At 73.6% G+C, this 25,108-nt stretch carries 25 protein-coding genes and 1 riboswitch; of the genes, 20 read left to right on the forward strand and 5 right to left on the reverse strand.

What is annotated here, in order from left to right; all coding sequences use genetic code 11:
- The first annotated feature begins 94 nt into the window (after positions 1–94).
- From rpe to IE219_RS12575, 8 genes are all read left to right on the forward strand, one after another.
- Complete coding sequence (gene rpe / locus IE219_RS12540; protein ID WP_189976720.1) at positions 95–778, forward strand: ribulose-phosphate 3-epimerase; 684 nt, start codon at positions 95–97, stop codon at positions 776–778.
- A 121-nt stretch (positions 779–899) separates the two neighbouring features.
- Positions 900–1,946 (forward strand): sugar-binding transcriptional regulator, encoded by a 1,047-nt coding sequence (locus IE219_RS12545; protein WP_189976721.1) that lies wholly within the window; start codon positions 900–902, stop codon positions 1,944–1,946.
- Positions 1,947–1,997: 51 nt separating this feature from the next.
- Complete coding sequence (locus IE219_RS12550) at positions 1,998–2,480, forward strand: guanyl-specific ribonuclease (protein WP_189976722.1); 483 nt, start codon at positions 1,998–2,000, stop codon at positions 2,478–2,480.
- On the forward strand, positions 2,467–2,775 hold the full coding sequence (locus IE219_RS12555; RefSeq protein ID WP_189976723.1) for a barstar family protein: 309 nt from the start codon (positions 2,467–2,469) through the stop codon (positions 2,773–2,775). The genes IE219_RS12550 and IE219_RS12555 overlap by 14 nt, the downstream gene beginning before the upstream one ends.
- A 147-nt stretch (positions 2,776–2,922) precedes the next feature.
- Positions 2,923–3,609 (forward strand): DUF998 domain-containing protein, encoded by a 687-nt coding sequence (locus IE219_RS12560; protein WP_189976724.1) that lies wholly within the window; start codon positions 2,923–2,925, stop codon positions 3,607–3,609.
- A 41-nt stretch (positions 3,610–3,650) separates the two neighbouring features.
- Entirely contained in the window at positions 3,651–4,898 is a 1,248-nt protein-coding gene (locus tag IE219_RS12565; protein ID WP_229849741.1) for a sensor histidine kinase, read from the forward strand.
- A 2-nt stretch (positions 4,899–4,900) separates the two neighbouring features.
- Positions 4,901–5,596, forward strand: coding sequence for a response regulator transcription factor (locus IE219_RS12570; protein ID WP_189976726.1), 696 nt, complete (start codon positions 4,901–4,903; stop codon positions 5,594–5,596).
- 156 nt (positions 5,597–5,752) lie between these two features.
- On the forward strand, positions 5,753–7,195 hold the full coding sequence (locus IE219_RS12575) for a GuaB1 family IMP dehydrogenase-related protein (protein WP_189976727.1): 1,443 nt from the start codon (positions 5,753–5,755) through the stop codon (positions 7,193–7,195).
- A 46-nt stretch (positions 7,196–7,241) separates the two neighbouring features.
- On the opposite strand, the gene IE219_RS12580 is transcribed toward IE219_RS12575, so the two are convergent.
- On the reverse strand, positions 7,242–8,231 hold the full coding sequence (locus IE219_RS12580) for a GDSL-type esterase/lipase family protein (protein ID WP_189976728.1): 990 nt from the start codon (positions 8,229–8,231) through the stop codon (positions 7,242–7,244).
- A gap of 109 nt (positions 8,232–8,340) precedes the next feature.
- Between IE219_RS12580 and IE219_RS32250 the strand changes: the two genes are divergently transcribed.
- The 4 genes from IE219_RS32250 (at position 8,341) to IE219_RS12595 (ending at position 11,847) form a co-directional block, all read left to right on the forward strand.
- On the forward strand, positions 8,341–8,466 hold the full coding sequence (locus tag IE219_RS32250; protein ID WP_268256846.1) for a hypothetical protein: 126 nt from the start codon (positions 8,341–8,343) through the stop codon (positions 8,464–8,466).
- A gap of 10 nt (positions 8,467–8,476) precedes the next feature.
- Positions 8,477–8,932 (forward strand): Lrp/AsnC family transcriptional regulator, encoded by a 456-nt coding sequence (locus tag IE219_RS12585; RefSeq protein ID WP_189976729.1) that lies wholly within the window; start codon positions 8,477–8,479, stop codon positions 8,930–8,932.
- 340 nt (positions 8,933–9,272) lie between these two features.
- Positions 9,273–10,079 (forward strand): carbon-nitrogen hydrolase family protein, encoded by an 807-nt coding sequence (locus IE219_RS12590; protein ID WP_189976730.1) that lies wholly within the window; start codon positions 9,273–9,275, stop codon positions 10,077–10,079.
- A gap of 67 nt (positions 10,080–10,146) precedes the next feature.
- Positions 10,147–11,847 (forward strand): flavin monoamine oxidase family protein, encoded by a 1,701-nt coding sequence (locus IE219_RS12595; protein ID WP_189976731.1) that lies wholly within the window; start codon positions 10,147–10,149, stop codon positions 11,845–11,847.
- A 27-nt stretch (positions 11,848–11,874) separates the two neighbouring features.
- On the opposite strand, the gene IE219_RS12600 is transcribed toward IE219_RS12595, so the two are convergent.
- From IE219_RS12600 to IE219_RS12610, 3 genes are all read right to left on the reverse strand, one after another.
- Positions 11,875–12,582, reverse strand: a complete 708-nt coding sequence (locus IE219_RS12600; RefSeq protein WP_189976732.1) for a DUF5995 family protein — start codon at positions 12,580–12,582, stop codon at positions 11,875–11,877.
- A 73-nt stretch (positions 12,583–12,655) separates the two neighbouring features.
- A complete protein-coding gene (locus IE219_RS12605; protein WP_189976733.1) occupies positions 12,656–14,062 on the reverse strand; it encodes a uracil-xanthine permease family protein in 1,407 nt (468 codons plus the stop codon).
- A 116-nt stretch (positions 14,063–14,178) separates the two neighbouring features.
- On the reverse strand, positions 14,179–15,399 hold the full coding sequence (locus tag IE219_RS12610) for an MFS transporter (protein ID WP_189976734.1): 1,221 nt from the start codon (positions 15,397–15,399) through the stop codon (positions 14,179–14,181).
- A 114-nt stretch (positions 15,400–15,513) separates the two neighbouring features.
- Between IE219_RS12610 and IE219_RS12615 the strand changes: the two genes are divergently transcribed.
- Entirely contained in the window at positions 15,514–16,638 is a 1,125-nt protein-coding gene (locus tag IE219_RS12615; RefSeq protein ID WP_189976735.1) for an ROK family transcriptional regulator, read from the forward strand.
- A 211-nt stretch (positions 16,639–16,849) separates the two neighbouring features.
- Here IE219_RS12615 and IE219_RS12620 read toward each other — a convergent pair whose 3' ends face one another.
- Positions 16,850–19,174, reverse strand: coding sequence for a chitinase C-terminal domain-containing protein (locus IE219_RS12620; RefSeq protein WP_189976736.1), 2,325 nt, complete (start codon positions 19,172–19,174; stop codon positions 16,850–16,852).
- A 245-nt stretch (positions 19,175–19,419) separates the two neighbouring features.
- A riboswitch (FMN riboswitch) is annotated at positions 19,420–19,550 on the forward strand.
- 176 nt (positions 19,551–19,726) lie between these two features.
- Here IE219_RS12620 and ribD point away from each other — a divergent pair.
- The 7 genes from ribD to hisG all read left to right on the forward strand — a co-directional run bounded on the left by ribD (position 19,727) and on the right by hisG (position 25,094).
- Entirely contained in the window at positions 19,727–20,803 is a 1,077-nt protein-coding gene (gene ribD, locus IE219_RS12625) for a bifunctional diaminohydroxyphosphoribosylaminopyrimidine deaminase/5-amino-6-(5-phosphoribosylamino)uracil reductase RibD (protein WP_189976737.1), read from the forward strand.
- Between the two features lie 2 nt (positions 20,804–20,805).
- Complete coding sequence (locus tag IE219_RS12630) at positions 20,806–21,414, forward strand: riboflavin synthase (RefSeq protein ID WP_189976738.1); 609 nt, start codon at positions 20,806–20,808, stop codon at positions 21,412–21,414.
- Positions 21,415–21,470: 56 nt separating this feature from the next.
- Positions 21,471–22,046 carry a nicotinamide mononucleotide transporter family protein gene (locus tag IE219_RS12635; protein WP_229849742.1) on the forward strand — a complete coding sequence of 192 codons (576 nt, stop codon included), beginning with the start codon at positions 21,471–21,473 and terminating at the stop codon, positions 22,044–22,046.
- Positions 22,043–23,311: a bifunctional 3,4-dihydroxy-2-butanone-4-phosphate synthase/GTP cyclohydrolase II gene (locus IE219_RS12640; RefSeq protein ID WP_189976740.1), complete on the forward strand. Its 1,269-nt coding sequence runs from the start codon at positions 22,043–22,045 to the stop codon at positions 23,309–23,311. Before IE219_RS12635 ends, IE219_RS12640 begins: the two co-directional genes overlap by 4 nt.
- Positions 23,312–23,369: 58 nt before the next feature.
- Positions 23,370–23,855, forward strand: coding sequence for a 6,7-dimethyl-8-ribityllumazine synthase (gene ribH / locus IE219_RS12645; RefSeq protein ID WP_189976741.1), 486 nt, complete (start codon positions 23,370–23,372; stop codon positions 23,853–23,855).
- Between the two features lie 34 nt (positions 23,856–23,889).
- Complete coding sequence (locus IE219_RS12650; protein WP_189976742.1) at positions 23,890–24,171, forward strand: phosphoribosyl-ATP diphosphatase; 282 nt, start codon at positions 23,890–23,892, stop codon at positions 24,169–24,171.
- A gap of 74 nt (positions 24,172–24,245) precedes the next feature.
- Positions 24,246–25,094 (forward strand): ATP phosphoribosyltransferase, encoded by an 849-nt coding sequence (gene hisG, locus IE219_RS12655; RefSeq protein ID WP_189976743.1) that lies wholly within the window; start codon positions 24,246–24,248, stop codon positions 25,092–25,094.
- The last annotated feature ends 14 nt before the right edge of the window (positions 25,095–25,108 follow it).

Raw genomic sequence — 25,108 nt, forward strand, 5'->3', positions numbered from 1 at the left:
CTTTCCGCTGGTCTGTACCAGTACGTCCGGCGCCGGTGCGAACCGGCGCCGGTTCGCGGCGAAGAACCGCTCAAGAACGTGGCAGGCTTGGCACATGGCGCAGATCAATCCCAGCATCCTGTCCGCAGACTTCGCCCGGCTCGCGGACGAGGCCAAGGCCGTCGAGGGCGCCGACTGGCTGCACGTGGACGTCATGGACAACCACTTCGTGCCCAATCTGACGCTGGGTGTCCCGATCGTCGAGGCGCTCGGCCGCGCGACCGACATCCCCCTCGACTGCCACCTGATGATCGAGGACCCGGACCGCTGGGCGCCGCAGTACGCGGAGGCGGGCGCGGGCTCGGTCACCTTCCACGCCGAGGCCGCCGCCGCGCCGGTGCGGCTCGCCCGCGAGATCCGCGCCCAGGGCGCCCGCGCCTCCATGGCGCTCAAGCCGGCCACCCCCGTCGAGCCCTTCGAGGACCTGCTCCCCGAGCTCGACATGCTGCTCGTCATGACCGTCGAGCCCGGCTTCGGCGGCCAGGCATTCCTCGACATCATGCTGCCCAAGATCCGCCGCACCCGTGAGCTGATCTCCAAGCACGGCCTGGAACTGTGGCTCCAGGTCGACGGCGGCGTCTCCGAGTCCACCATCGAGCGCTGCGCCGAGGCCGGCGCGGACGTCTTCGTGGCCGGTTCGGCGGTCTACGGCGCGGCCGACCCGGCCGCCGCGGTGGCCTCCCTGCGGGCCAAGGCGGAGGCCGCCGCGGCCGGTGCCGCCCGGGCGTGTGGACACTGAGCCTCCGGCCGGTGAACGCGGTCCGACGGGCCGCCGACAGGACTGATCAAGGCCCGCCGTTTCTGACAGGATGAACAGCGGGTCCAGAGTGTGAACGCACACGGACCGTGGACAGCGGTGCGTGAACAGCAGTGAGGAGATCGCGGTGGCGGGAATGTCGGCGGGACGGTCGGCCCTGCGGATGGGCCCCGCGGAGCTGGTGCAGGCGGCGGCCATGGCGCGCCGCTTCTACCTGGAGGGGAAGTCCAAGATCCAGATCGCCGAGGAGTTCGGCGTCAGCCGCTTCAAGGTGGCCCGGGTCCTGGAGACCGCTCTGGAACGGGATCTCGTACGCATCGAGATCCGGGTACCGGCCGAGCTGGACGCCGAACGCTCCGACGCGCTGCGCGCCCGCTACGGGCTGCGGCACGCGGTCGTCGTGGAGTCCCCGGCGGAGGACGACCAGTCGCCCGACCCGGAGAACCTCGGCGAGGTCGCGGCCGACCTGCTGGGCGAGCTGGTCACCGAGGGCGACGTCCTCGGCCTGGCCTGGGGCCGCTCGACCATCCACATGGCGGCCGCCCTCGACCGGCTGCCGCCCTGCACGGTCGTGCAGCTCACCGGCGTGTACGACGCCGGGACCGCCGAGCGCGGCTCGGTGGAGGCGGTCCGGCGCGCCGCCCAGGTCTCCGGCGGCGAGGCCCACCCCATCTACGCGCCCATGCTGCTGCCCGACCCGGCCACCGCCGCCGCGCTGCGCAGCCAGACCGGCATCGCGCGGGCCTTCGAGTACTTCGACAAGGTCACCGTCGCCTGCGTCTCCATCGGCTCCTGGGAGCCGGGCATCTCCACCGTGCACGACATGCTCTCCGCGGAGGAGCGCGCCCACTACGCCTCCCTGGGCGTGGCCGCCGAGATGTCCGCGCACCTCTTCGACAGCGAGGGCCGCCGGGTCGGCCGCGACCTGGGCGAGCGGTGCATCACCGTCGAGGCGGACCGGCTGCGCCGGATCCCCGAGGTCGTCGCCATCGCGGGCGGCCAGCGCAAGGCCGCGGCGATCGGCGCGGTGCTCCGCTCCGGCCTGGTGACCAGCCTGGTCACCGACCGGTCGGCCGCCGACCACCTGCTGACCGAGTCCAGCCCGGGGCCGCGCCCGGCCCTCGACCGGGCGGACCCCGACGGGCGCTGACCCCTCGTGTCCCCGGGGGCCGGAGCGGCGGGCCGACGCTATGTTCGGACCATGCTGTTCCGGCCCCCGCGCGTTCTCCTCGCGCTCGTCCTCGCCGTCCTGCTGGCCGGCTGCTCCGGCGGCGGTACGACGACGGCGCCCCCGACCCGCCAGGCCACGGCCTCCGCGTCCGCGCCGCTTCCGGCGCCCTCCTCCGCCTCCCCTTCCGCCGTCCCCTCCCGGGCCCCGGCGTCCGGGGTCTCCGGGCTGCCCACCGTCCGCCCCGAGGCCCTGCCGCCCGAGGCCCGCGCCACCCTCGCCCTCATCGCGAAGGGCGGCCCCTACCCGTACGCCAAGGACGGCACCGTCTTCGGCAACTTCGAGCGGGTCCTGCCGAAGCGGCCGCGCGGCTACTACCACGAGTACACCGTGAAGACCCCCGGCTCCCGCGACCGCGGCGCCCGGCGGATCGTCACCGGCCGGGACGGCGACACGTACTACACCGACGACCACTACGAGAGCTTCCGGGAGGTGGTCGGCGGTGCGACCGGATGACCCCGTCGTCCTCGACCTGCGCGGCGTGACCGCCAAGGCCGCCTTCATGGACCGCTGTGCCGCCGCGCTCGCCCTGCCCGACTGGTTCGGTCGCAACTGGGACGCCCTCGCCGACTCCCTCGGCGACCTGCCCCGGCCGCTCACCGTGGTCGTCACCCGCTGGCAGGGCTACGCCCGCACCGCCCCCCGCGACTGGGAGACCGCCCAGGAGGTCTTCGCCACCGCCGTCGAGGGCTCCGCCGGCCGGCTCGCGGTCCTCCTCGCCCTCGGCGAACCCCCGGACGACCCCGCCTGAGGCGTACTCCCCGGGGAGTACGCGGTACTCCGGGGGAGCAGGCCCGGGAGACGGCGTACGGACGACGCCCGGGAGGCGGCGGATTCCTAGCGTGTGCGGTGCCGGGCGGAAGCGCCGCCCGGGGCCGTCCCGCCGAGGAGAAGCACCGTGCCGACCCCCGTCCTTCCCGCCCGCCCCGTCCCCCCTGTCCGTACCGTCCGCGCCGGATCCGCCCGGTGGGCCCGCGCGGCCGTCGCCGCCCTCGGCCTCGCCGCCGCCGCGATCACCGCCGCCGACCTGCTGAACCCCGGCTACAGCCCGGTCACCGAGGTCATCAGCCGGTACGTGAACGGCACCGCCGGCCGGCTGATCACCCTGGCCCTGCTCCTCGTCGCCGGTGCCTCCGCCCTCGCCGGCGTCCTCCTCCACCGCGCCGGGGCGCCCCGGGCCGCCCGCCGGATCCTGGCCGTCTGGACCGCCGGCGTCCTGGTCGCCGGGATCTTCCCGGCCGACCCGCCCGGCCGCTGGAGCCGCCCCTCCACCGCCGACCTGGTGCACGGCACGGCCGCCACCCCCGCCTTCCTGGCCCTCCCCGTCGCCGCCCTGCTGCTGCACCGGTGGGCGGCGGGCCGGTGGGCGCGCGGGGCCGTCGCGCTGCGGGCCGTACTGGGCACCTCCCTGCTCGCCACGGCCGCGCTGCTGGTCTGCCTGGTGGACGTGATGGACGGACCCTCCCTCGGCCTCGCCTCCTGGCCGACCCTCGTCGGGCTCGTCGAGCGGATCGCCTTCGGCGCCGCCCTGGCGTGGCTGGCCCTGATCGCCGTCGCCGCCGTACGGACGGAGGACCGGGCGTGAGGACCGGACCCGGCGCGGTCGGACAGAATGCCCCGGTGACCATGGACCGTACGGACGGGGAGCGGGGCTCCCGGGGGGACTTCTGGACCGGGCGCGCCGTCCGGGCGGCGGCGGCCGGGGCGACGGCGGTCGCCGTCGTCACCGCCGAGGCCCTGGCGGGCGGTTCCCCCCTGCTCATCGGCGCGCTGCCCGCCGCGCTCGCGCTCGCCGGACTCCTCGCGGCGGGCGGCCGCCGGCCCCTCGCCGTGCTGCTCGCGAGCGTCCAGACGGTGATCGCCCTGCGGGCGGCCGGACTGACCGACACGGGCTGGCTCTGGCCCGCCTCCGCCGCGTACGTCCTGCTGGCGCTGACCGACCGGCCCGCCCGCGGGACCGGCGCCGGGCGGCTCGGGGCGCTGCGGGAGCGGCTGCCGTCCGGGCCGGTGCTCGCCGCCGCCGTCGGCGCCTTCCAGGTCGCCTTCGCCGCGAACTGGGAGCTGTTCGTCACCGGCCTGCCCGGCCGGGAGGTCGTGGCCGGGCTGGGCGCCGAGACGCTCTGGCTCGCCCTCGTCCTCGCCGCCGCGACCGCGCTGCGCAACGGCCGCAACTGGCGGCGCGAGGAGGCCCTCGGCCGGGAGCGGGCCGCCCGCGAGCGGGAGGCGGAGGCCCTGCGGCGGGCGGAGGCCGAACGGCTCCGGATCGCCCGCGAGCTCCACGACGTCGTCGCGCACACCCTCACCGTCGTCGGCCTCCACCTCCGGGTCGCGGCCGAGGCCCTGGACGACGAGCCGGCGGAGGCCCGCGCCGCCCTGCAGACCGCGCAGGAGGTCCGCGCCTCCGCCGTCGCCGACCTGCGCTCGCTCGTCGGGGTCCTGCGGACGCCGGACGGGCCCGGCACGGCCGACCTGGCCCCCGGCCGGGGACTGGAGGGGATCGGCGACCTCGTCGAGGGCGTCCGCGCCGCCGGGCTCGCGGCGGCCGTCGAGAGCTCGGGCGACCCGGACCGGGTCCCGGCCCCCGTCTCGCTCGCCGTCTACCGGATCGTGCAGGAGTCGCTCACCAACGCCGTCCGGCACTCCGGCGGCACCCGGGTGGACGTCCGCGTCCACTGCGGCGCCGAGACCGTCCGGGTGGAGATAACCGACGACGGCCCGGGCCCGGACGCCGCCGGGCCCGGCGGCGAAGGGGGCGGGCACGGCGTCGGCGGGATGCGGGAGCGGGTCTCCGTGCTGGGCGGCGAGTTCACCGCGGGACCCGGGCGGAACGGCGGATACGCCGTACGCGCCGTGCTCCCTGTGCCAGGCTGGTGATCATGACGATCTCGGTCCTGCTCGCCGACGACCAGGCCCTGGTGCGGGCCGGCTTCCGCAGCCTGCTCCGGCGGACCCGCGACATCGAGGTGGTGGGGGAGGCGGCCACCGGCGACGAGGCGCTGCGCGCCGCCCGCGCCCTGCGCCCCGACGTCGTCCTCATGGACATCCGGATGCCCGGCACGGACGGCCTCACCGCCACCGAGGCCCTCACCCGCGACCCGGAGCTCGCCGGGTGCCGGGTGATCGTGCTCACCACCTTCGAGACCGACGCGTACGTCTTCGCCGCGCTGCGGGCGGGCGCCAGCGGCTTCCTCACCAAGGAGACCGAGCCCGACGACCTGCGCCAGGCGATCCGCGCGGTCGCCGCGGGCGACGCGCTGCTGTCCCCGGGCGCCACCCGCCGGGTCGTCGCGGAGTTCGCCCGCCGCCCGGTCGCGGCCCCGCCCGACGGCGACCGGCTCGCCGTGCTCACCGACCGGGAGCGGGAGGTGGTGGCGCTGGTCGCGGCCGGGCTCTCCAACGACCAGGTCGCCGCCCGGCTGGTCATCTCGCCGCTCACGGCCAAGACGCACGTCACCCGGGCGATCGGCAAGCTCGGCGTCCGCGACCGGGCCCAGCTCGTGGTCCTCGCCTACGAGACCGGGCTGATCCGGCCCGGCCACGCGGCGGGCGGCCCGCCCCCGGCCCTGCTCTGACCCGCCCCCTTCGTGTGTTCCTCCGAAGCCGGTGCGGCGAGGCTCGGAGGTTCCGCCCGGGGCTGGTATGCGTACAGGCGTGGGACAATGAACTACGTGCTTTTTCCCCTGGCTGAAATGCCTAGGGGCCGATCCGAACGACTGGGATGTCAGCACGTGCGTTTCCTCAATGACGTCAAGCCGCCGTACGACCTCACCTACGACGATGTCTTCATGGTGCCGAGCCGTTCGGCCGTCGGCTCCCGGCAGGCCGTGGACCTCTCCGCGCCGGACGGGACCGGTACGACGATCCCGCTGGTCGTCGCCAACATGACCGCGATCGCCGGCCGCCGCATGGCCGAGACCGTCGCCCGCCGGGGCGGCCTGGTCGTCATCCCGCAGGACATCCCGATCGAGGTCGTCACCGAGGTCATCTCCTGGGTCAAGGGCCGCCACCTGGTCCTCGACACCCCGATCGTGCTGGAGCCGCACCAGACGGTCGCCGACGCCCTCGCCCTGCTGCCGAAGCGGGCGCACGAGGCCGGCGTCGTCGTCGACGAGCACCGCCGCCCCGTCGGCGTCGTCACCGACGCGGACCTGACCGGCGTGGACCGCTTCACCCGGCTCGCCGAGGTCATGTCCAAGGACCTGCTCCTGCTCGACGCGGACATCGAGCCGCGCGAGGCGTTCAACGTCCTCGACGGCGCCAACCGCCGCTACGCCCCCGCCGTGGACGGCGAGGGCCGGCTGGCCGGCATCCTCACCCGCACCGGCGCCCTGCGCGCCACCCTCTACACCCCGGCCGTCGACGCCCGGGGGCGGCTGCGGATCGCCGCCGCCGTCGGCATCAACGGCGACGTGGCGGGCAAGGCCAAGCAGCTCCTCGACGCGGGCGCGGACACCCTCGTCATCGACACCGCGCACGGCCACCAGGAATCGATGATCTCCGCGATCCGGACCGTCCGGGCCCTCGACCCGCAGGTCCCGATCGTCGCGGGCAACATCGTCGCCGCCGAGGGCGTCAAGGACCTCATCGAGGCCGGCGCCGACATCATCAAGGTCGGCGTGGGCCCCGGCGCCATGTGCACCACCCGCATGATGACCGGCGTCGGCCGCCCGCAGTTCTCCGCCGTCATGGAGTGCGCCGCCGAGGCGAAGAAGTACGGCAAGCACGTCTGGGCCGACGGAGGCGTCCGCCACCCGCGCGACGTCGCCATGGCGCTCGCCGCCGGCGCGTCCAACGTGATGATCGGCTCCTGGTTCGCCGGGACCTACGAGTCCCCCGGCGACCTCCAGCACGACGCCCAGGGCCGCGCCTACAAGGAGTCCTTCGGCATGGCCTCGGCCCGCGCCGTGAAGAACCGGACCTCCGACGAGTCCTCCTACGACCGGGCCCGCAAGGCGCTCTTCGAGGAGGGCATCTCCACCTCCCGCATGTTCCTCGACCCGCAGCGTCCGGGCGTCGAGGACCTGATCGACTCGATCATCGCGGGCGTCCGCTCCTCCTGCACCTACGCGGGCGCGAGCACCCTCGCCGAGTTCGAGGAGAAGGCCGTGGTCGGCATCCAGTCCGCCGCCGGTTACGCCGAGGGCAAGCCGCTGCACGCCAGCTGGAGCTGACCCCCTTCGGACCGAGGCCCCCGGGATTCCTCTCCCGGGGGCCTCGTCACGTCCGCAGCCAGGGCCGCAGCGCCCCCGCCACCGCCGCCGCGATCCGCGCGTGCCCCCGGTCGTTGGGGTGCAGGCCGTCCGCCAGGTCCGCCGTGGTGAGCAGCCCGCCGCCGGGCAGCAGGGCCAGCCGCCCGTCGCCGTCCGCCACCAGGTCCCGCACCGCCTCCTCCATCGCCCCGCGCAGCTCCGCCAGGGTCGCGCCCAGGGCGTTGCCGGTGTGCTCGGCGGCCGGGCGCAGCACGGGGGAGAGCAGCAGCAGCGGGACGGCCGGGTGGCCGCGCCGGACCAGACCGACGAAGGCCCGCGTCGTCTCGTACAGCAGGGGAGCCGAACAGGGCACCGAAGCCCAGCAGTTGGTGCCGAAGGCGAGGGTGATCAGCTCGCCCGGCAGCCGGGCCAGGTGCTCGGCGAGGGGCAGCTCGCCGCGCGCCCCGCCCGCGTAGCCGAGATTGACCGGATCCAGACCCAGGGTCCGCCCGGCGGCGGCCGGCCAGGAGTGCGCGGGGCGGGTCGACCACCAGCCCTCGGTGATCGAGTCGCCGTGCACCAGCCAGCGGGGCCGCCGGGGCGCGGGGGAGAGGGCCCCGTCCACGGCCCGCAGGGCGCGCACGACGGGCGCCTGGCCCTCCGGCAGGTGGACGGTGAACTCGCCGCCGGCCGACGGGAGTCGGAGCCGTACCACGGACTCCTCGGCCGGCTCGGCGAAGACCTCGGCGAGGCAGCGGCCGTCGTGCCACAGGGCGAAGGCGTGCCGCAGCTCCCGCAGTGCGTCGCCCGCGCCGGGCACCGCCGCCCGGTAGCGCAGTTCCACGGCCGCGGTGCCCGGCGCGGCCCGGAACTCCACCCGCACCCCGATCGGCAGCGCGGCCCGCTCGGCGACGTCCCAGGGCAGCCGCCCCAGGTCGGCGGGGTCGGCCCGGACCGGGCGGTCGCCGTCCCGCCACGCCGTGCCGCGCAGGAAGGGTTCGGGCTCCAGCCAGTTCACGCGGGACCTCCGTTCGGCCGCGTGCAGGGTGGGGCACGGCGGCCGAGGAGTCAAGGCACGCGGGCCGGATCCCCGTGCCTCCGAGGTCGTGCTCGGCCCGATCCTCCGCGTGTACGACACGTTCAGCCCGACCGCCGTGACCTGGGTCGTCCTCGGTTGCCGGATGGCCGTGGGTCTCGTGTTCTACTTCCTGTACGGCACGCGCCGCTCCCGCCCGGCCTCCGAACAGAAGTGATCCGCCCGTAGTGCGACTCAACGACCTCGACGAACGCATCGTCCACGCCCTCGCGGAGGACGCCCGCCGCAGCTACGCCGACATCGGCGCGCTGGTCGGCCTCTCCGCCCCGGCCGTCAAGCGCCGCGTGGACCGGCTCCGGGCCGAGGGGGCCATCACCGGCTTCACCGTCCGGGTCGACCCGGCGGCGCTCGGCTGGGAGACCGAGGGCTTCGTCGAGATCTTCTGCCGCCACAACACCTCGCCGGACGACATCCGGCGCGGTCTGGAGCGGTACCCCGAGGTGGTGTCCGCGTCGACCGTCACCGGTGACGCGGACGCCGTCGTCCAGGTCTTCGCCTCCGACATGCGCCACTTCGAGCGCGTCCTGGAGCGGATCGCGGGCGAGCCCTTCGTGGAGCGCACCAAGTCCGTCCTGGTGCTCTCGCCGCTGCTGCGGCGCTTCTCCTCCGGCTCCCCCGCCTGACCCCCTCCCGGCGCGCCGCACCACGGGACGCCCCGCCCGCACGCCCCTGACCGCGTCCGCCGCGCGCCCCGGGCACGCCTGTCGTACGTCCCCGGCCGCGTCCCGCCGTACGCCTCCGGTCACACCCGCCGTACGGCTCCGAGCGCATCCGCCGCAGGCCCCGGTCAGGCCCGTCGTGCGCCCCGGCGCGGTCCGCGCGCAACGAATCGCCGTCCCGGCCGGGCAGTGCGCAACGGTTCGACGGTCGGTCCGCAACGGTCCCGTCTTGTCCCGGCCGAGCCCGGAACCGTACCGTTTTTGACGTCTTCCCTCCCGTCCCTCCGCCCCCACGAGGACCACCATGCCCGCGTTGCGCACCGCCCTGCTCCAGAGCTCCGGACGGCTCGGCGACGTGGCCGCCAACCTGCGGAGCCTCGACGAGGCCGCCGGCCGGGCCGCCGCCGCCGGGGCCGGGCTGCTGCTCGCCCCCGAGCTGTTCCTCACCGGCTACGCGATCGGCCCCGACATCGCCCGGCTCGCCGAGCCCGCCGACGGGCCCTCCGCCCGCGAGGTCGCCGCGACGGCCGCCCGCCACGGGATCGCGATCAGCTACGGCTACCCGGAGCGGAGCACCGAGCGGCACGGCGTCGTCCACAACGCGGCGCACCTCTTCGGCGCCGACGGCACCCCGCTGCTCCACTACCGCAAGACCCACCTCTTCGGCGACTTCGAGGCGAAGTGGTTCACCCCCGGCGACCAGCCGGTGGCGCAGGCCCGGATCGGCGGCCTCACCGTCGGCCTGATGATCTGCTACGACGTCGAGTTCCCGGAGAACGTCCGGGCGCACGCCCTGGCCGGCACCGACCTCCTGCTCGTCCCGACCGCGCTGATGCACCCGGCCGAGATCGTCCCGCTCTCCGTGGTGCCGGTCCGCGCCTTCGAGAACCAGCTCTACCTGGCGTACGCCAACCGCACCGGCCCCGAGGGCGACTTCGAGTTCGTCGGCCTCTCCGCGCTGGCCGGCCCCGACGGCACCGTCCGGGCCCGCGCCGGGCGCGGCGAGGAGCTGGTCATCGGCGACGCCGACCCCGAGCTCCTCGCGGCCTCCCGCGAGGAGAACCCGTACCTCCGCGACCGCAGGCCGGAGCTGTACGGCTCCCTCGGCTGAGCCCGGCCCCTCCCCGCCTCCTCCCCCTTCTTCGTTCTTCGTTCTTCGCGCAAGGAGTCCGTACCCCATGACGTCCACGGTGCCCACCGCCGCCCAGCACGCCGACGACGGGCAGCCGCCGATCACCATGTTCGGCCCGGACTTCCCGTACGCCTACGACGACTTCCTGGCGCACCCGGCCGGTCTCGGCCAGATACCCGCCACCGAGCACGGCACCGAGGTCGCGGTGATCGGCGGCGGCCTGTCCGGGATCATCGCCGCGTACGAGCTGATGAAGATGGGCCTCAGGCCCGTCGTGTACGAGGCGGACCGGATCGGCGGCCGGCTGCGCACGGTCGGCTTCGAGGGCCCGGAGACCGAGGGGCTGACCGCGGAGATGGGCGCCATGCGCTTCCCGCCCTCCTCCACCGCGCTCCAGCACTACATCGACCTGGTGGGCCTGGAGACGCGGCCCTTCCCGAACCCGCTGGCCGAGGCCACCCCCTCGACCGTCGTGGACCTCAAGGGCGAGTCCCACTACGCGGAGACCATCGACGACCTCCCGCAGGTCTACCGCGACGTCGCCGCCGCCTGGAACGCCTGCCTGGACGAGGGCGCCGACTTCTCCGACATGAACCGCGCCATGCGCGAGCGCGACGTCCCGCGCATCCGCGAGATCTGGGCGAAGCTCGTCGAGAAGCTCGACAACCAGACCTTCTACGGCTTCCTCTGCGAGTCGGAGTCGTTCACGTCCTTCCGGCACCGCGAGATCTTCGGCCAGGTCGGCTTCGGCACCGGCGGCTGGGACACCGACTTCCCCAACTCCATCCTGGAGATCCTCCGCGTCGTCTACACCGAGGCGGACGACCACCACCGGGGCATCGTCGGCGGCTCGCAGCAGCTGCCGCTGCGGCTGTGGGAGCGCGAGCCGCAGAAGATCCTCCACTGGGCCCCGGGCACCTCGCTGGCCTCGCTGCACGAGGGCGGGGAGCCGAAGCCGGCCGTCACCCGGCTGAACCGCACGGCGGGCAACCGGATCACCGTCACCGACGCCTCCGGCGACATCCGCACCTACCCGGCGGCGGTCTTCACCGCCCAGTCGTGGATGCTGCTCTCCAAGATCGCCTGCGACGACTCGCTCTTCCCGATCGACCACTGGACGGCGATCGAGCGGACCCACTACATGGAGTCGTCGAAGCTGTTCGTGCCGGTGGACCGGCCGTTCTGGCTGGACAAGGACGAGGAGACCGGGCGGGACGTCATGTCGATGACGCTGACCGACCGGATGACCCGGGGCACGTACCTCCTGGACGACGGCCCGGACAAGCCGGCCGTCATCTGCCTCTCGTACACCTGGTGCGACGACAGCCTGAAGTGGCTTCCGCTCTCCGCCGCCGAGCGGATGGAGGTCATGCTCAAGTCGCTCGGCGAGATCTACCCGAAGGTCGACATCCGCAAGCACGTCATCGGCAACCCGGTGACGGTCTCCTGGGAGAACGAGCCCTACTTCATGGGCGCCTTCAAGGCCAACCTCCCCGGCCACTACCGCTACCAGCGGCGCCTGTTCACCCACTTCATGCAGGACCGGCTGCCCGAGGACAAGCGCGGCATCTTCCTCGCCGGCGACGACATCTCCTGGACGGCCGGCTGGGCCGAGGGCGCGGTGCAGACCGCGCTCAACGCGGTGTGGGGCGTCATGCACCACTTCGGCGGCGCCACCGACGGCACCAACCCGGGTCCCGGCGACGTGTACGACGAGATCGCCCCGGTCGAGCTGCCGGAGGACTGATCCGGCCGGGGTGCGAAGCGGCCCGGGTCAGGGCCCGGCCAGGGGCGTGAGCAGCATCCGCCCCACCAGCCCCACCGAGCGGTCCAGCCGCTCGGTGAACCCGGACGCCAGACCGGGCAGCGCCCGCAGCTGCCACAGCGAGTGGGCCGCCGTCCAGGCCCCGTCGCGCGCCCGGTCCAGGCTCCAGCAGCCGAGCAGGTGGGTGAGCGGGTCCGCGATCTCCAGGAGGTCCGGGCCCGGCACCAGCTCCTCCCGGATCCGCTCCTCCAGGAGGACGAGGACGTCGCCGACCCGGTCGAACTCGTCCTCCAGGTCCGCGGGCGCGCACCCCAGGGTGCGGCAGGCGTCCACCACGGCGAGCGCCAGATCGTGCCCGACGTGCGCGTTGATCCCGGCGAGGGCGAACTGGAGCGGGGTCACGCCGGGGTGGCGGCGGTAGTGGAAGAGGGGCCGCCAGCAGGCGGGCCCGGGGACGCCGGCCGCGTGGGCGTCGACGGCGGCGAGGTACCGCTCGGCGAACCGCACGTCCAGGGTGGCGGCGGCCCGCCGGTCCGCGAAGGCACCCGCCTCGATGGCGTGGCCGATCTCCTCGGTGACGGTCAGGTACACCCGGTTGAAGACGGCGACCCCGTCGGCCGGGTGCCAGGCCGCGCGCAGCGACCGCATCCGGTCCACCACGGGGTCGACCGCCACGAACTGCCCGATCCGCTCTTCGGTCCACTGGGTCTGCGCCATGCGGGCAGGCTCCCAGCCGCCGGGCCCGCCGGGGGGCTCCTCGGGCCCGGCTTCGCCGGAACGGGCGAAATACTCAGTTCTTCGCCGCGCCGCCGGAATCCTTCTCGTACGAGCTGGTGCCGGAGTCCAGGAGCGGCTCCTGCTCCGTCGGGGCGGCCTTCAGGTGGGCGGGGGCGAAGGCGCGCAGCACGTGGTAGCCGGTGATGACGACGATGGTGCCGAGCGCGATGCCGCCCAGTTCGAAGGTGTCGCTGAAGGTCAGCTTCACGCCGCCGACGCCGATGATGATGCCGGCGGCGGCCGGGACCAGGTTGAGCGGGTTGCGCAGGTCGACCTTGGCGTTGATCCAGATCTGGGCGCCGAGCAGGCCGATCATGCCGTACAGGATGACGGTGATGCCGCCGAGGACGCCGCCGGGGATGGCGGCGACGACCGCGCCGAACTTGGGGCAGAGGCCGAAGAGGAGCGCGAAGCCGGCGGCGGCCCAGTAGGCGGCCGTGGAGTAGACGCGGGTGGCGGCCATGACGCCGATGTTCTCGGAGTAGGTGGTGTTCGGCGGGCCGCCCACGGCGGTCGACAGCATGGAGGCGGCGCCGTCGGCGGCGATCGCGGTGCCGAGCTTGTCGTCGAGGTTGTCGCCGGTCATCTCGCCGACGGCCTTCACGTGGCCGGCGTTCTCGGCGATCAGGGCGATGACGACGGGGAGCGCGACGAGGATCGCGGACCACTCGAAGCTGGGGCCGTGGAAGGACGGCAGGCCGATCCAGTCGGCCTTCCCGACGCCGGAGAGGTCGAGCCGCCAGTGGTCGGTGACCTCGCCGCCCGGGGACATCGAGTGGATCCTGCCCAGGGTCAGGTCGAGGATCCAGGAGAGGGCGTAGCCGAAGACCAGGCCGAGGAAGATCGCGATGCGGGACCAGAAACCGCGCAGGCAGACCACGGCCAGACCGGTGAAGAGCATCACCAGGAGCGCCGTCCACTGGTCCTGCGGCCAGTAGGTGGAGGCGGTGACCGGCGCCAGGTTGAAGCCGATCAGCATGACGACGGCGCCGGTCACCACGGGCGGCATCGCCGCGTGGATGATCCGGGCGCCGAACCGGCGGACCGCGAGGCCGACGAGGAAGAGGACCGCACCGACGACGAACACGGCGCCAGTGACGGTGGCGCTGGAGCCCCCGGAGGCCCGGATCGCGGCGGCCACGCCGACGAAGGAGAGCGAGCAGCCGAGGTACGAGGGGACCGTGCCGCGGGTGGCCAGCAGGAAGATGACCGTGGCGACGCCGGACATCATGATCGCCAGGTTCGGGTCCAGGCCCATGAGCACCGGGGCGACGAAGGACGCGCCGAACATGGCGACGACGTGCTGGGCCCCGAGGCCGGCGGTCCGGGGCCAGGAGAGCCGCTCGTCGGGCCGGACGACGGCCCCGGGGGCGGGCGTTCTCCCGTCCCCGTGCAGGGTCCAGCGCACGCCGAGTTTCATGGGGTCTCTCCCGTTCTCCGGTTCCGGCGGCCGCGTCACGGCCGCAAAAGATCAGCCATATGGTATGCGCCGGAACCGGAGCGGGCGCCGTGCGCGCGGCGCCCTTCGAGCGGGACTCAGCCGACCGGCCCCGCGCTCTTCGCGGCCTGCGGCGCGGAGCCGGCCGGGGCGGTGGGGCGCGGCGCGGAGCGCAGCACGCCCGCGCCCACGACCAGGCCGAAGGCGAGCAGCGTGACCAGGCCGAACGAGAAGACCAGCGAGGTGGCGTTCGCGATCCCGCCGATCGCGGAGGGGGCGATCAGACCGGAGGTGTACGTGATGGTGGCGACGCCCGCGATGGCCTGGCTCGGGTTCGGACCGCTGCGCGCGGCGGCGGCGAAGGCGAGCGGGACGACGACCGCGACGCCGAGGCCGACCAGTCCGAATCCGGCCATGGCGACGGCCGCGTGCGGGGCGAGCACGACCAGCACCCCGCCGAGGGTGGCGGCCAGGCCGCCGACCCGGACCGTGCGGACCGGGCCGAAGCGGTCCACCACCCGGTCGCCGATCAGCCGGGCCACGGCCATGGTCAGGGCGAAGGCGGTGGTGGAGGCGGCGGCGAGACCGGCCGAGCCGCCCAGCTCGTCGCGCAGGTAGACGGCCGACCAGTCGAGGCTGGCGCCCTCGGCGAAGACCGCGCAGAAGCCGATGGCACCGATGACCAGGGCGGACTTCGGGGGCAGCGCGAAGCGCGGCGGGGCTTCCTCCTCCTCGGCCGGGGCCGGGTCCAGGACGCCCTGGCAGAGCGCGAGGCCGAGGACGGTGAGGACGAGGGCGGCGACCAGGTGGTGGATCCGGGCGTCGCCGCCGAGGTGGGCGGCGACCGTGCCGGCGGCCGAGCCGATCAGGGCGCCGACGCTCCACATGCCGTGCAGGCTGGACATGATCGAGCGGCCGAGCCGGTTCTCCGTCTCCACGCCCAGCGCGTTCATCGCCACGTCGGACATGCCGGCCGTGGCGCCGTAGACGAAGAGGGCGGCGCACAGGCCCCAGACGTTCGGGGCGAGCGAGGGGAGGATCAGGGAGAGGGTCCAGAGGGCGAGCAGGCCGCGCAGGGCGGTGCGGGCGCCGAAGCGGTGGCTGATCCGGCCGGCCAGCGGCATGGCGAGCGAGGCGCCGAGGGCGGGGAAGGCGAGGGCGAGGCCGAGCTGTCCGGCGCTGACGCCCGCGTGTTCCTGGATCCAGGGGATGCGGGTGGCGAAGCTGCCGGTGACGGCGCCGTGGACGCAGAAGACGGCGGCGACGGCGAAGCGGGCCCGCCGGAGCCGTTCGGAGCTGAGGACGGTCTCCGCCGTCATGGGTCCTCCCCGGGAAAGGTGTGGGTGGTCGCGCCGTAAACTATCAGGAACCCTGCCTGATAAATAGAGATCCGGAGTCCACGGAGGCGGGGACGTCTCTGAGAGGATCACCGCATGGCCGCATCCCCGAGCACCGCCCGGGCCCTCAACGACCGGCTCGCCCTGCGCCTGCTCCAGGACGAGGGCCCGTTGACGGCAGCCCAGCTCAAGACCCTCACCGGACTCTCCCGGCCCACCGTCGCCGACCTCGTCGAGCGGCTCGGCGGCTCCGGCCTGGTGCACGTCGTCGGCGAGACCGGCGCCGAGCGCCGCGGCCCCAACGCCAAGCTGTACGGGATCGTCGCCGACCGCGCCCACCTCGCCGGGCTCGACGTCCGCACCCGCTCCGTCGCGGTCACCGTCACCGACCTGCTCGGCACCCCGCTCGCCGAGGCCGCCGTCCCCGTCCGGGAGGACGCCGGCACCGGGCCCGCCGTCGAGCGGGCGGTCGCCCTGCTGGAGCGGACCGCGGCGGAGGCGGGCGCCGGGCGCCTGCACACGGTGACCGTGGGCGCCCCCGGCCTCATCGACCCGGCCACCGGCGAACTGCGCGACTCCACCGGACTGCCCGCCTGGCACCGCCGGCTCGTCGCCGTCCTCCAGGAACGGCTGCCCGCCCACGTACGGGTGGAGAACGAGACCAACCTCGCCGCCGTCGCCGAACTGCGCGAGGGCGCGGCCCGGGGCCGCGAGGACTTCGTCCTGCTCTGGCTCGGCCAGGGCGTCGGCGCCGCCGTCGTCCTCGGCGGCCGGCTGCGCCGGGGCGCCTCCGGCGGCGCCGGCGAGATCGGCTTCCTGCCGGTGCCCGGCACCTCCGGACTGCCCTCCGCCACCTCCTGCGACGGCGGCTTCCACGAGCTGGCCTGCGTCGCCGCCGTCGAGGCCCTCGCCGCGGAGCACGGCCTCGACCCGGCCGGCGCGCTCGCCTCCGGGCACGGCCCCTTCCTCGACGCCCTCGCCCGCCGGCTCGCGGTCGGCGCGGCGGCCGTCGTCTCCGTCCTGGACCCGGGTTGTGTGGTCCTCGGCGGGGAGACCGGCCACCAGGGCGGCCCGGAGCTGGCCGCCCGGGTCGAGGCGGAGCTGGCCGTGCTCTCCCCGCTGCGCACCGAGGTCCGCGCCACCGGGCTCGGCGGCGCGGCCGTGCTGCGCGGCGCGCTGCTGCGGGCCCGCGACGCGGCGCAGGAGGCGCTCTTCCCGTAGGGCCCGCGGAGACCCGCCGGACGGGCCCGGGGCGGACCGCGCCGGGAAAGCGGACCGTGCCGGGGAAACGCGGACCGTGTCGGGAAAGCGGACCGCGCCGGGGAAAAGCGGACCGCGCCGTGCTCCGGACAGGGGAGCACGGCGCGGAAGGAGCCCGGCGGCGGCCAAGGGCCGTGAGTCCGCCGCCGGGAGTTCTACCGGGAAGGGCGCGTCAGCAGGCGCCCAGGTCCTTCCAGACCCCCCAGTCGCCGGTCGTGCCCGGCTCCTGGTTCTGGGTCCACCACTGGGCCTTCCACTGGTGGCCCTTGTGGGAGACCTCGTTGCCCGAGTTGTAGACCGAGCCGGCCACGTACGCCGGGGCGGTGCAGCCGACCGGGGTGGTCGGGTCGGTCGGGTTCGGGGTCGGGGTGGAGCCGGAGCCCGGCTCCACGACCGTGGTGCCGCGCGCCAGGTCGCCGGCGAGGGCGTACGTGGTGCCGTTGATGTTCACCGTCCAGTTGGAGGGGGTGGACACCGGCAGGTAGTAGTTGAACGAGAGGTCGATCGTGGCGCCGGGGGCGAGCGACTGCCAGGCCGGGAGCTTCAGGGAGACCCGGTGGAAGTCGCCCTTCAGGCCGCCCACGTTGGAGCCCGTGTGGTCGCTGCTGATGACCTTGGTGCCGAAGCCGGACTGGTCGGAGGCGTTGGCCGGGGCCGAGGTGCCGTAGTCGAACTGGAACTCCGTGCCGCCGGGCAGCGTGGCGTTCGTCCGGTTGGTGATCTTGACCTTGGGGGTGATCGGGTAGTTCGAGTCGCCCAGCTTGAACTCGGTGAAGGCGGTCTCGATGTTCACGGCCTGGGCCGGCAGCGCCTTGTTCGACTTCTTGGCGCCGTACGGGGCGGCGGCCTTGAACTTGTCGTACATCAGCGAGGTGAGCGTGGAGCCCATCTCGTACTGGCCCTTGGCGGCGTTCCAGGCGTAGTCGCCCGCCATCTCCCAGATCATCGTGCCGCCGACGCCGCGGTCGACCACGTAGTCGGCCTTGGCGGCCACGGACTGCTCGTCCTCGGTGGAGAGGAAGACCTTCTTCTCGGCGTTCCACAGCCACGGCGCGACCAGGGTCGAGTCGTACTTGCGGGCGTAGGTGCCGGTCAGGGTGGTGTTCGCCGGGAAGCCGTACTGGGTGACGTAGTCGCCGACGATCCCCTTCTCCAGGTTCTTGGCGTGCCACATCGGGTTGGAGCCGGCGGGCGACTCCTTGCCCGCGGTGTCCTTGTCGTGCCAGAGGTTGTCGATGCCGACGGCACCGTCACCGCACTTGGTCAGACCGGCGCCGGCCGGGCAGGTCGAGGCGACGGCCTTGCCCCACAGTCCGTCGGTGCCGCCCTGGACGTTCTTGAAGCCGCGGGTGTAGTACGGCAGGCCGATGTTGACGCGGCCGGCCGGCATGGAGCCGCGGAAGTAGTGGTAGGCCCAGTCGGTGTTGAGGTAGCCGAGGGAGCCGTACTGCGCGGAGCCGTAGACGTTGGCGGAGGCGAGCTCGCTGTCCTTGCCGTCGTCGAAGAGGGAGGCGTTCGGGCCGACGTGCTCGTTCCAGGCGCCGTGCAGGTCGTACGACATGATGTTGACGTAGTCCAGGTACTTCTGGACCTGGAAGGTCTCCATGCCGCGCAGCAGGTAGCCGGAGGACGGGGCGGCGACGGTCAGCATGTAGTGCTTGCCGTCGGCGGCGCCGGCCGTGTCCAGCTTCTCGCGCAGGCTCTTCATGAGGGCCGCGTAGCCCTGCACGAGACCGGCGCGGCGCGCGTTGGCGATGGTGAAGTCGAGCGGGTTGCCCGAGTCCTTCATCGTCGTCGGGTACTCGTAGTCGATGTCGACGCCGTTGAAGCCGTACTTCCGGATGAAGTCGACCGCCGAGGTGGCGAAGGTGTCGATGCCGGCCTGGTTGACCGAGCCGTCGGCGTTGGTGGCCATCGAGTAGAAGCCGCCGGAGTTCACCCGGTCGCCGTTGTCGTCGAAGTAGCCGCCGGTCTCCGCCCAGCCGCCGACCGAGATCAGCGTCTTCACGTTCGGGTGCTGCTTCTTGTACTTGTTCAGCAGGTTGAAGTGGCCCTTGTAGGGGAGGGCCGGGTCCATCTCGGCGCCGGCCACGCCGGGCCAGGTCATGCCGGTGGAGGCGTTGTTCGGGCCGTCCGTGCCGACCGAGAGCTTGTTCGCGCCGTCGACGTGGGCGAAGGCGTAGTTGATGTGGGTGATCTTGTCCCACGGGATGTCGCTGGCGAGGTAGGCCGGCTGACCGTTCTTGCCGGTGCGCCAGCTGGTGAAGTAGCCGATGATGCGGCGCTGGTGGTCGGCGCCCATCTTCTCGCGGCCCTCGGTGTCGTAGACCGAGCAGTAGGGGACGTCGACGCCGGGCGTCTTGTACAGGCCGTCGGGGCGGCAGGACTCGTTGTCGGCCGCGTACGAGACGCCGCCGGCGAGCGAGCTGAGCAGCAGTCCGGCGACGGCGGCACCGGACGCGAGCAGCGAAGCTCTCTTGGTCGTGGGGGACAGCACGATCTGGTCCTCCTCAGGGAGGTAAAGAAAACACGCAACGAACAAGGGGGTGGTACGTGTTCGGCCCGCGACGTGCGCACATCGACGGGCCGTGCCTCAGAGGTGACACGGACATTAAGAGGACTAGACCAACTCGTCAATAGGTCTGGACCAATGGGGAATTCCATGGGACCGTGTGAGTCATCGCACAGGGAGCGTGTGCATGCCCGTTGACAGGGCGTGGCACACTGGCCCTGTATCAGCAGCAGCGCACTCCGGGGTCGGTGTAATTCCGAACCGGCGGTATAGTCCGCGACCCGTCCGCAAGCCAGCGGCCGGTTGACCAGGTGAGATTCCTGGACCGACGGTGAAAGTCCGGATGGGAGGCAGTGCGCGGCGGGCGACCCCTGACAGGGGTGTGCCGGCCGTACGTCCGCTGGTGACCGGCGTTTTCCCGTCGGCGCACCCGGGGACCTCCGGCCGTACCGGCACACCCGTGCGCAGCTGTCGTACCCGCTCTCTGTCGACATCGACAGGCCCCGGAGTCCGTGCCCGAAGAGGCAGGAGGACCCGGTGGACCGGCAGGCCGACATCACCGCCATGCGACGAGCCGTGGAGCTCGCCGCCCGTGGACTCGGCGCCACCAGCCCCAACCCCGTCGTCGGCTGCGTCGTCACCGACGCCTCCGGCCACGTCGTCGGCGAAGGCTGGCACCAGCGCGCCGGCGGCCCCCACGCCGAGATCCACGCCCTGCGCGCGGCCGGCGTCCTGGCCCGCGGCGGCACCGCCTACGTCACCCTCGAACCCTGCAACCACACCGGCCGCACCGGCCCCTGCGCCCAGGCCCTGATCGAGGCCGGCGTCCGCCGCGTCGTCTACGCCGTCGCCGACCCGAACCCGCGGGCCACCGGCGGCGCCGACACCCTCCGCGCCGCCGGGACCGAGGTCGAGCGGGGCCTCCTGGAGGACGCGGCCGAGGCCGGGAACCTCCCCTGGCTCACCGCCGTCCGCACCGGCCGCCCCTTCGTCCGCTGGAAGTACGCCGCCACCCTCGACGGCCGGATCGCCGCCGCCGACGGCACCTCCCGCTGGATCAGCTCCGCCGCCTCCCGCGCCGACGTCCACCGGCTGCGCGCCGAGGCCGACGCCGTCGTCGTCGGCTCCGGCACCGCCCGCGCCGACGACCCCCACCTCGCCGTCCGCGGCGTCGAGGGCGCCGTCCAGCCCCTCCGCGTCGTCGTCGACACCGAGGCGACCGCCGTCCGGCCCGGCGCCCGCGTCCTCGACGACGCCGCCCCCACCCTCATCGCGGTCGCCGAGGACGCCGACACCCCCCTCGCGGACGTCGTACGCCTCCCCAGGGCGGCCGGCGGCGGACTCTCCGTCCCCGCCCTCCTCGACGCCCTCCACGCGCGCGGCGTCCGCTCCGTCCTCCTCGAAGGCGGCCCCACCCTCGCGGGCGCCTTCCTCGCCGCGGGCGCCGTCGACCAGGTCGTCGGCTACCTCGCCCCGGTCCTCCTCGGCGCGGGCCCCACCGCCCTCGCCGACGCCGGAATCACCACCCTCACCGAAGCGCTGCGGCTCGACATCACCGAGACCGCGGCCCTCGGACCCGACCTCCGCATCACCGCCACCATCCAGGGAGCCTGACCGTGTTCACCGGAATCGTCGAAGAACTGGGAGAGGTCGTCGCCGTCGAGGAACTGGCGGACGCCTCCCGCTTCCGCCTGCGCGGCCCCCTGGTCACGGAAGGCGCCCGGCACGGCGACTCCATCGCCGTCAACGGCGTCTGTCTCACGGTCGTCGAGCACGGCGACGGAGAGTTCACCGCCGACGTCATGGCCGAGACCCTCAAGCGGTCCTCCCTCGGCGCCCTCGCGGTCGGCTCCCGCGTCAACCTGGAGCGGCCCATGGCCGTCGGCGGCCGCCTCGGCGGCCACATCGTCCAGGGCCACGTCGACGGCACCGGCACCGTCCTGGAGCGCACCCCCTCCGAGCACTGGGAGCTCGTCAAGGTCGGCCTCCCCGCCCACCTCTCCCGCTACGTCGTCGAGAAGGGTTCGATCACGGTCGACGGCGTCAGCCTCACCGTCGTCGAGGTCGCCGACGACTGGTTCACCATCAGCCTCATCCCCACCACCCTCGACCTGACCACGCTCGGCATCAAGCGGCCCGGCGCCCCGGTCAACCTCGAAGTGGACGTCATCGCCAAGTACGTCGAGCGGCTGCTCGGCGCCGACGCCAAGGAGAACGAGAAGTGAACTGGCTCAACTCCGAGGCGTTCGCCGTCTTCGGCCAGCACATCCTGTGGTCCGACATGATCGGCAACACCATCGGCCTGATAGCCCTGGCCCTCGGCTGGCGCCGCTCCATCCTCACCTGGCCCGCCCAGCTCCTCTCCGGCGTCGTCCTCGTCGGCGCCTACGCCTCCGCCCACCTCGCCGGCGGCGTCGGCAAGCAGCTCCTCGTCATCGGCGTCGCCGCCTGGGGCTGGTGGCAGTGGAACCGCGGCCGGCGGCAGGCCCAGGACGGCTCCATCGCCGTCCGCTTCGCCACCTGGAAGGAGCGCGGCCTCCTCGCCGGCGGCGCCCTCCTCGGCACCCTCGCCGTCGGCGGCCTCTTCACCCTCGTCCCGTCGCTCTCCTGGAGCCCCTGGGCCGACGCGTACATCTTCGTCGGCACCCTCGTCGCGATGGTCGCCCAGGCCCGCGGCCTCGTCGAGTTCTGGTTCGCCTGGCTCCTCGTCGACCTCGTCGGCGTCCCGCTCGCCTTCAGCAGCGGCCTCGCCTTCTCCGGCCTCGTGTACGTCGTCTACTTCGCCCTCGTCGTCTGGGGCATGCGCGACTGGTGGCTCCGGTCCCGCACCCCCGTCCTGGAAGGAGCCCCCGCATGACCACCAGGGACATCGAAGAGTTCGCCCTCGACCCCGTCGAGCAGGCGATCCGGGACATCGCGGCCGGCCGCCCCGTCGTCGTCGTCGACGACGAGGACCGGGAGAACGAGGGCGACCTCGTCATCGCCGCCGAGAAGGCCACCCCCGAGGTCGTCGCCTTCATGATGACCGAGTGCCGCGGCCTGATCTGCGCCCCCATGGAGCACGACGAGCTGGAGCGCCTCGACCTCCCGCAGATGGTCGAGCGGAACACCGAGTCGATGCGCACGGCCTTCACCGTCTCCGTCGACGCCGGACCCGAGCACGGCGTCACCACCGGCATCTCCGCCGCCGACCGCGCCACCACCCTCCGCATGCTCGCGAGCGGCCGGCACCGGCCCGCCGACTTCGTCCGCCCCGGGCACGTCTTCCCGCTGCGCGCCCGCGCCGGCGGCGTCCTCGCCCGCCCCGGCCACACCGAGGCCGCCGTCGACCTCGCCCGCCTCGCCGGACTCCGCCCGGCCGGCGCGATCGTCGAGATCGCCGGCGAGGACGGCGTCATGCTCCGCCTCCCCGAACTGATCCCCTTCGCCCGCAAGCACGGCCTGACGATCATCTCCATCGAGGACCTGATCGCCTACCGCCGCTCCGCCGAACCCACCGTCCGCCGCGAGGCCGAGGTCCACCTCCCCACCGCCCACGGCGACTTCACCGCCTACGGCTACCGCTCCACCGTCGACGGCGTCGAACACGTCGCCCTCGTCCACGGCGAGATCGGCGACGGCACCGACGTCCTCGTCCGCGTCCACTCCGAATGCCTCACCGGCGACGTCTTCCACTCGCTGCGCTGCGACTGCGGCCCCCAGCTCCAGGCGTCCATGGAACGCATCCAGGAGGCCGGCCGCGGCATCGTCGTCTACCTCCGCGGCCACGAGGGCCGCGGCATCGGCCTGCTCTCCAAGCTGCGCGCGTACGAACTCCAGGAGCGGGGGCGCGACACCCTCGACGCCAACCTGGAACTCGGCCTCCCCGCCGATGCCCGCGACTACGCCGCCGGCGCGCGGATGCTCACCGACCTCGGCGTCCGCAGCCTCCGCCTGATGACCAACAACCCCGACAAGATCGAGGCCCTCACCCGCCACGGCCTCGCCGTCGAGGGCCGCGAGCCGATGCCCGTCACGGCCGGCGAGCACAACCTCCGCTACCTGCGCACCAAGCGGGACCGGATGGGCCACGACCTGCCCTGGCTCGACGGCTCCCCGGCCCCCACCTGCGGAAACCAGTAACCCACCCTTCACCACCCTCCCCATCCTTCATCACCTTTCGTACGGTCCAAGGAGAGACATGAGCGGCAAGGGCGCACCCGTCCTCAGCGTGAAGAACTGCGGCGACCTGCGGGTCGCGGTCATCGCGGCCCAGTGGCACGAGAAGATCATGGACGGCCTGGTCGACGGCGCCCTGCGCGCCCTCGCCGAACTCGGCATCGACGAGCCCACCCTGCTCCGCGTCCCCGGCAGCTTCGAACTCCCCGTCGTGGCGAAGGTGCTGGCCGGGCGCGGCTACGATGCCGTCGTGGCACTCGGCGTCGTCATCCGCGGCGGCACGCCGCACTTCGAGTACGTGTGTCAGGGCGTCACCCACGGCCTCACCCAGGTCTCGGTCGACACCGGCGTACCCGTCGGATTCGGCGTCCTGACCTGCGACACCGAGGAGCAGGCCCTCGACCGGGCCGGCCTGGAGGGATCCAGCGAGGACAAGGGCCACGAGGCCGTCACCGCCGCCGTCGCCACCGCGACCATCCTGCGCACGGTGAGCGAACCCTGGCGCTGAGCGGCCCGCCCCCACCCCGTACCCTGAGGACATCATGGCGAACGAAACCCGCAAAAGCTTCGAAGACCTCTTCGCCGAGCTGAAGCTCAAGGCCGAGACCGGCGACCCCGCCACCTCCCGCACCGCGGAACTGGTCGGCAAGGGTGTCCATGCCATCGGCAAGAAGGTCGTCGAGGAGGCCGCCGAGGTCTGGATGGCCGCCGAGTACGAGGGCAAGGACGCGGCGGCCGAGGAGATCTCGCAGCTCCTCTACCACGTCCAGGTGATGATGGTCGCCCGGGGGATCTCCCTCGACGACGTCTACGCCCACCTCTGAGCACGACCCTCCCGAGCACCGCTCCCGAAGACCGACCCCCTTCCCGCACACTCCCAGGCAAAGGAAGCCACCCCATGCTGCGCATCGCCGTCCCCAACAAGGGTTCCCTCTCCGGACCTGCGTCGGCCATGCTCCATGAGGCCGGCTACCGCCAGCGCAAGGAGTCCAAGGAACTGGTGGTCATCGACCCCGACAACGAGGTCGAGTTCTTCTACCTGCGGCCGAAGGACATCGCCATCTACGTGGCCTCCGGAAAGCTGGACATCGGCATCACCGGCCGCGACCTGCTCCTGGACTCCGGCGCCGGCGCCGAGGAGATCCTCGCGCTGAACTTCGGCCGCTCCACCTTCCGCTACGCCACCCGTCCGGGCACCGCCCAGGGCCCGGACGACTTCGGCGGCATGACGATCGCCACCTCCTACGAGGGCATCGTCGCCAAGCACCTCGCCGACCAGGGGATCGACGCCTCCGTCGTCCACCTCGACGGGGCCGTCGAGACCGCGATCCAGCTGGGCGTCGCCCAGATCATCGCGGACGTCGTCGAGACCGGCACCAGCCTGCGCAACGCCGGCCTGGAGGTCATCGGCGAGCCGATCCTGAAGTCCGAGGCCATCGTCATCCGCCGCGACGGCGCCGGCACCGAGAGCCCGCAGGTCCAGCAGTTCCTGCGCCGCCTCCAGGGCGTCCTGGTCGCCCGCTCGTACGTGATGATGGACTACGACTGCCGCGCCGAGCACCTGGAGCAGGCCGTCGCCCTCACCCCGGGCCTGGAGTCGCCCACCGTCTCCCCGCTGCACAACGAGGGCTGGGTCGCCGTCCGCGCCATGGTTCCCGCCAAGGACGCGCAGCGGATCATGGACGACCTGTACGAGCTGGGCGCCCGCGCGATCCTCACCACCGCGATCCACGCCTGCCGTCTCTGACCCCCGCACCGCCC

This window comes from Streptomyces termitum (assembly GCF_014650175.1).
GTDB classification, from domain to species: domain Bacteria; phylum Actinomycetota; class Actinomycetes; order Streptomycetales; family Streptomycetaceae; genus Streptomyces; species Streptomyces termitum.

Coding starts and splice junctions, on each gene's coding strand:
- rpe (WP_189976720.1), top strand. CDS start 95: ATGGCGCAGATCAATCCCAGCATCCTGTCCGCAGACTTCGCCCGGCTC.
- IE219_RS12565 (WP_229849741.1), top strand. CDS start 3,651: ATGGACCGTACGGACGGGGAGCGGGGCTCCCGGGGGGACTTCTGGACC.
- IE219_RS12635 (WP_229849742.1), top strand. CDS start 21,471: ATGATCGGCAACACCATCGGCCTGATAGCCCTGGCCCTCGGCTGGCGC.
- IE219_RS12605 (WP_189976733.1), bottom strand. CDS start 14,062: ATGAAACTCGGCGTGCGCTGGACCCTGCACGGGGACGGGAGAACGCCC.
- hisG (WP_189976743.1), top strand. CDS start 24,246: ATGCTGCGCATCGCCGTCCCCAACAAGGGTTCCCTCTCCGGACCTGCG.
- IE219_RS12595 (WP_189976731.1), top strand. CDS start 10,147: ATGACGTCCACGGTGCCCACCGCCGCCCAGCACGCCGACGACGGGCAG.
- IE219_RS12640 (WP_189976740.1), top strand. CDS start 22,043: ATGACCACCAGGGACATCGAAGAGTTCGCCCTCGACCCCGTCGAGCAG.
- IE219_RS12550 (WP_189976722.1), top strand. CDS start 1,998: ATGCTGTTCCGGCCCCCGCGCGTTCTCCTCGCGCTCGTCCTCGCCGTC.
- IE219_RS12570 (WP_189976726.1), top strand. CDS start 4,901: ATGACGATCTCGGTCCTGCTCGCCGACGACCAGGCCCTGGTGCGGGCC.
- IE219_RS12610 (WP_189976734.1), bottom strand. CDS start 15,399: ATGACGGCGGAGACCGTCCTCAGCTCCGAACGGCTCCGGCGGGCCCGC.
- IE219_RS12600 (WP_189976732.1), bottom strand. CDS start 12,582: ATGGCGCAGACCCAGTGGACCGAAGAGCGGATCGGGCAGTTCGTGGCG.
- IE219_RS12615 (WP_189976735.1), top strand. CDS start 15,514: ATGGCCGCATCCCCGAGCACCGCCCGGGCCCTCAACGACCGGCTCGCC.
- ribH (WP_189976741.1), top strand. CDS start 23,370: ATGAGCGGCAAGGGCGCACCCGTCCTCAGCGTGAAGAACTGCGGCGAC.
- IE219_RS12650 (WP_189976742.1), top strand. CDS start 23,890: ATGGCGAACGAAACCCGCAAAAGCTTCGAAGACCTCTTCGCCGAGCTG.
- IE219_RS12590 (WP_189976730.1), top strand. CDS start 9,273: ATGCCCGCGTTGCGCACCGCCCTGCTCCAGAGCTCCGGACGGCTCGGC.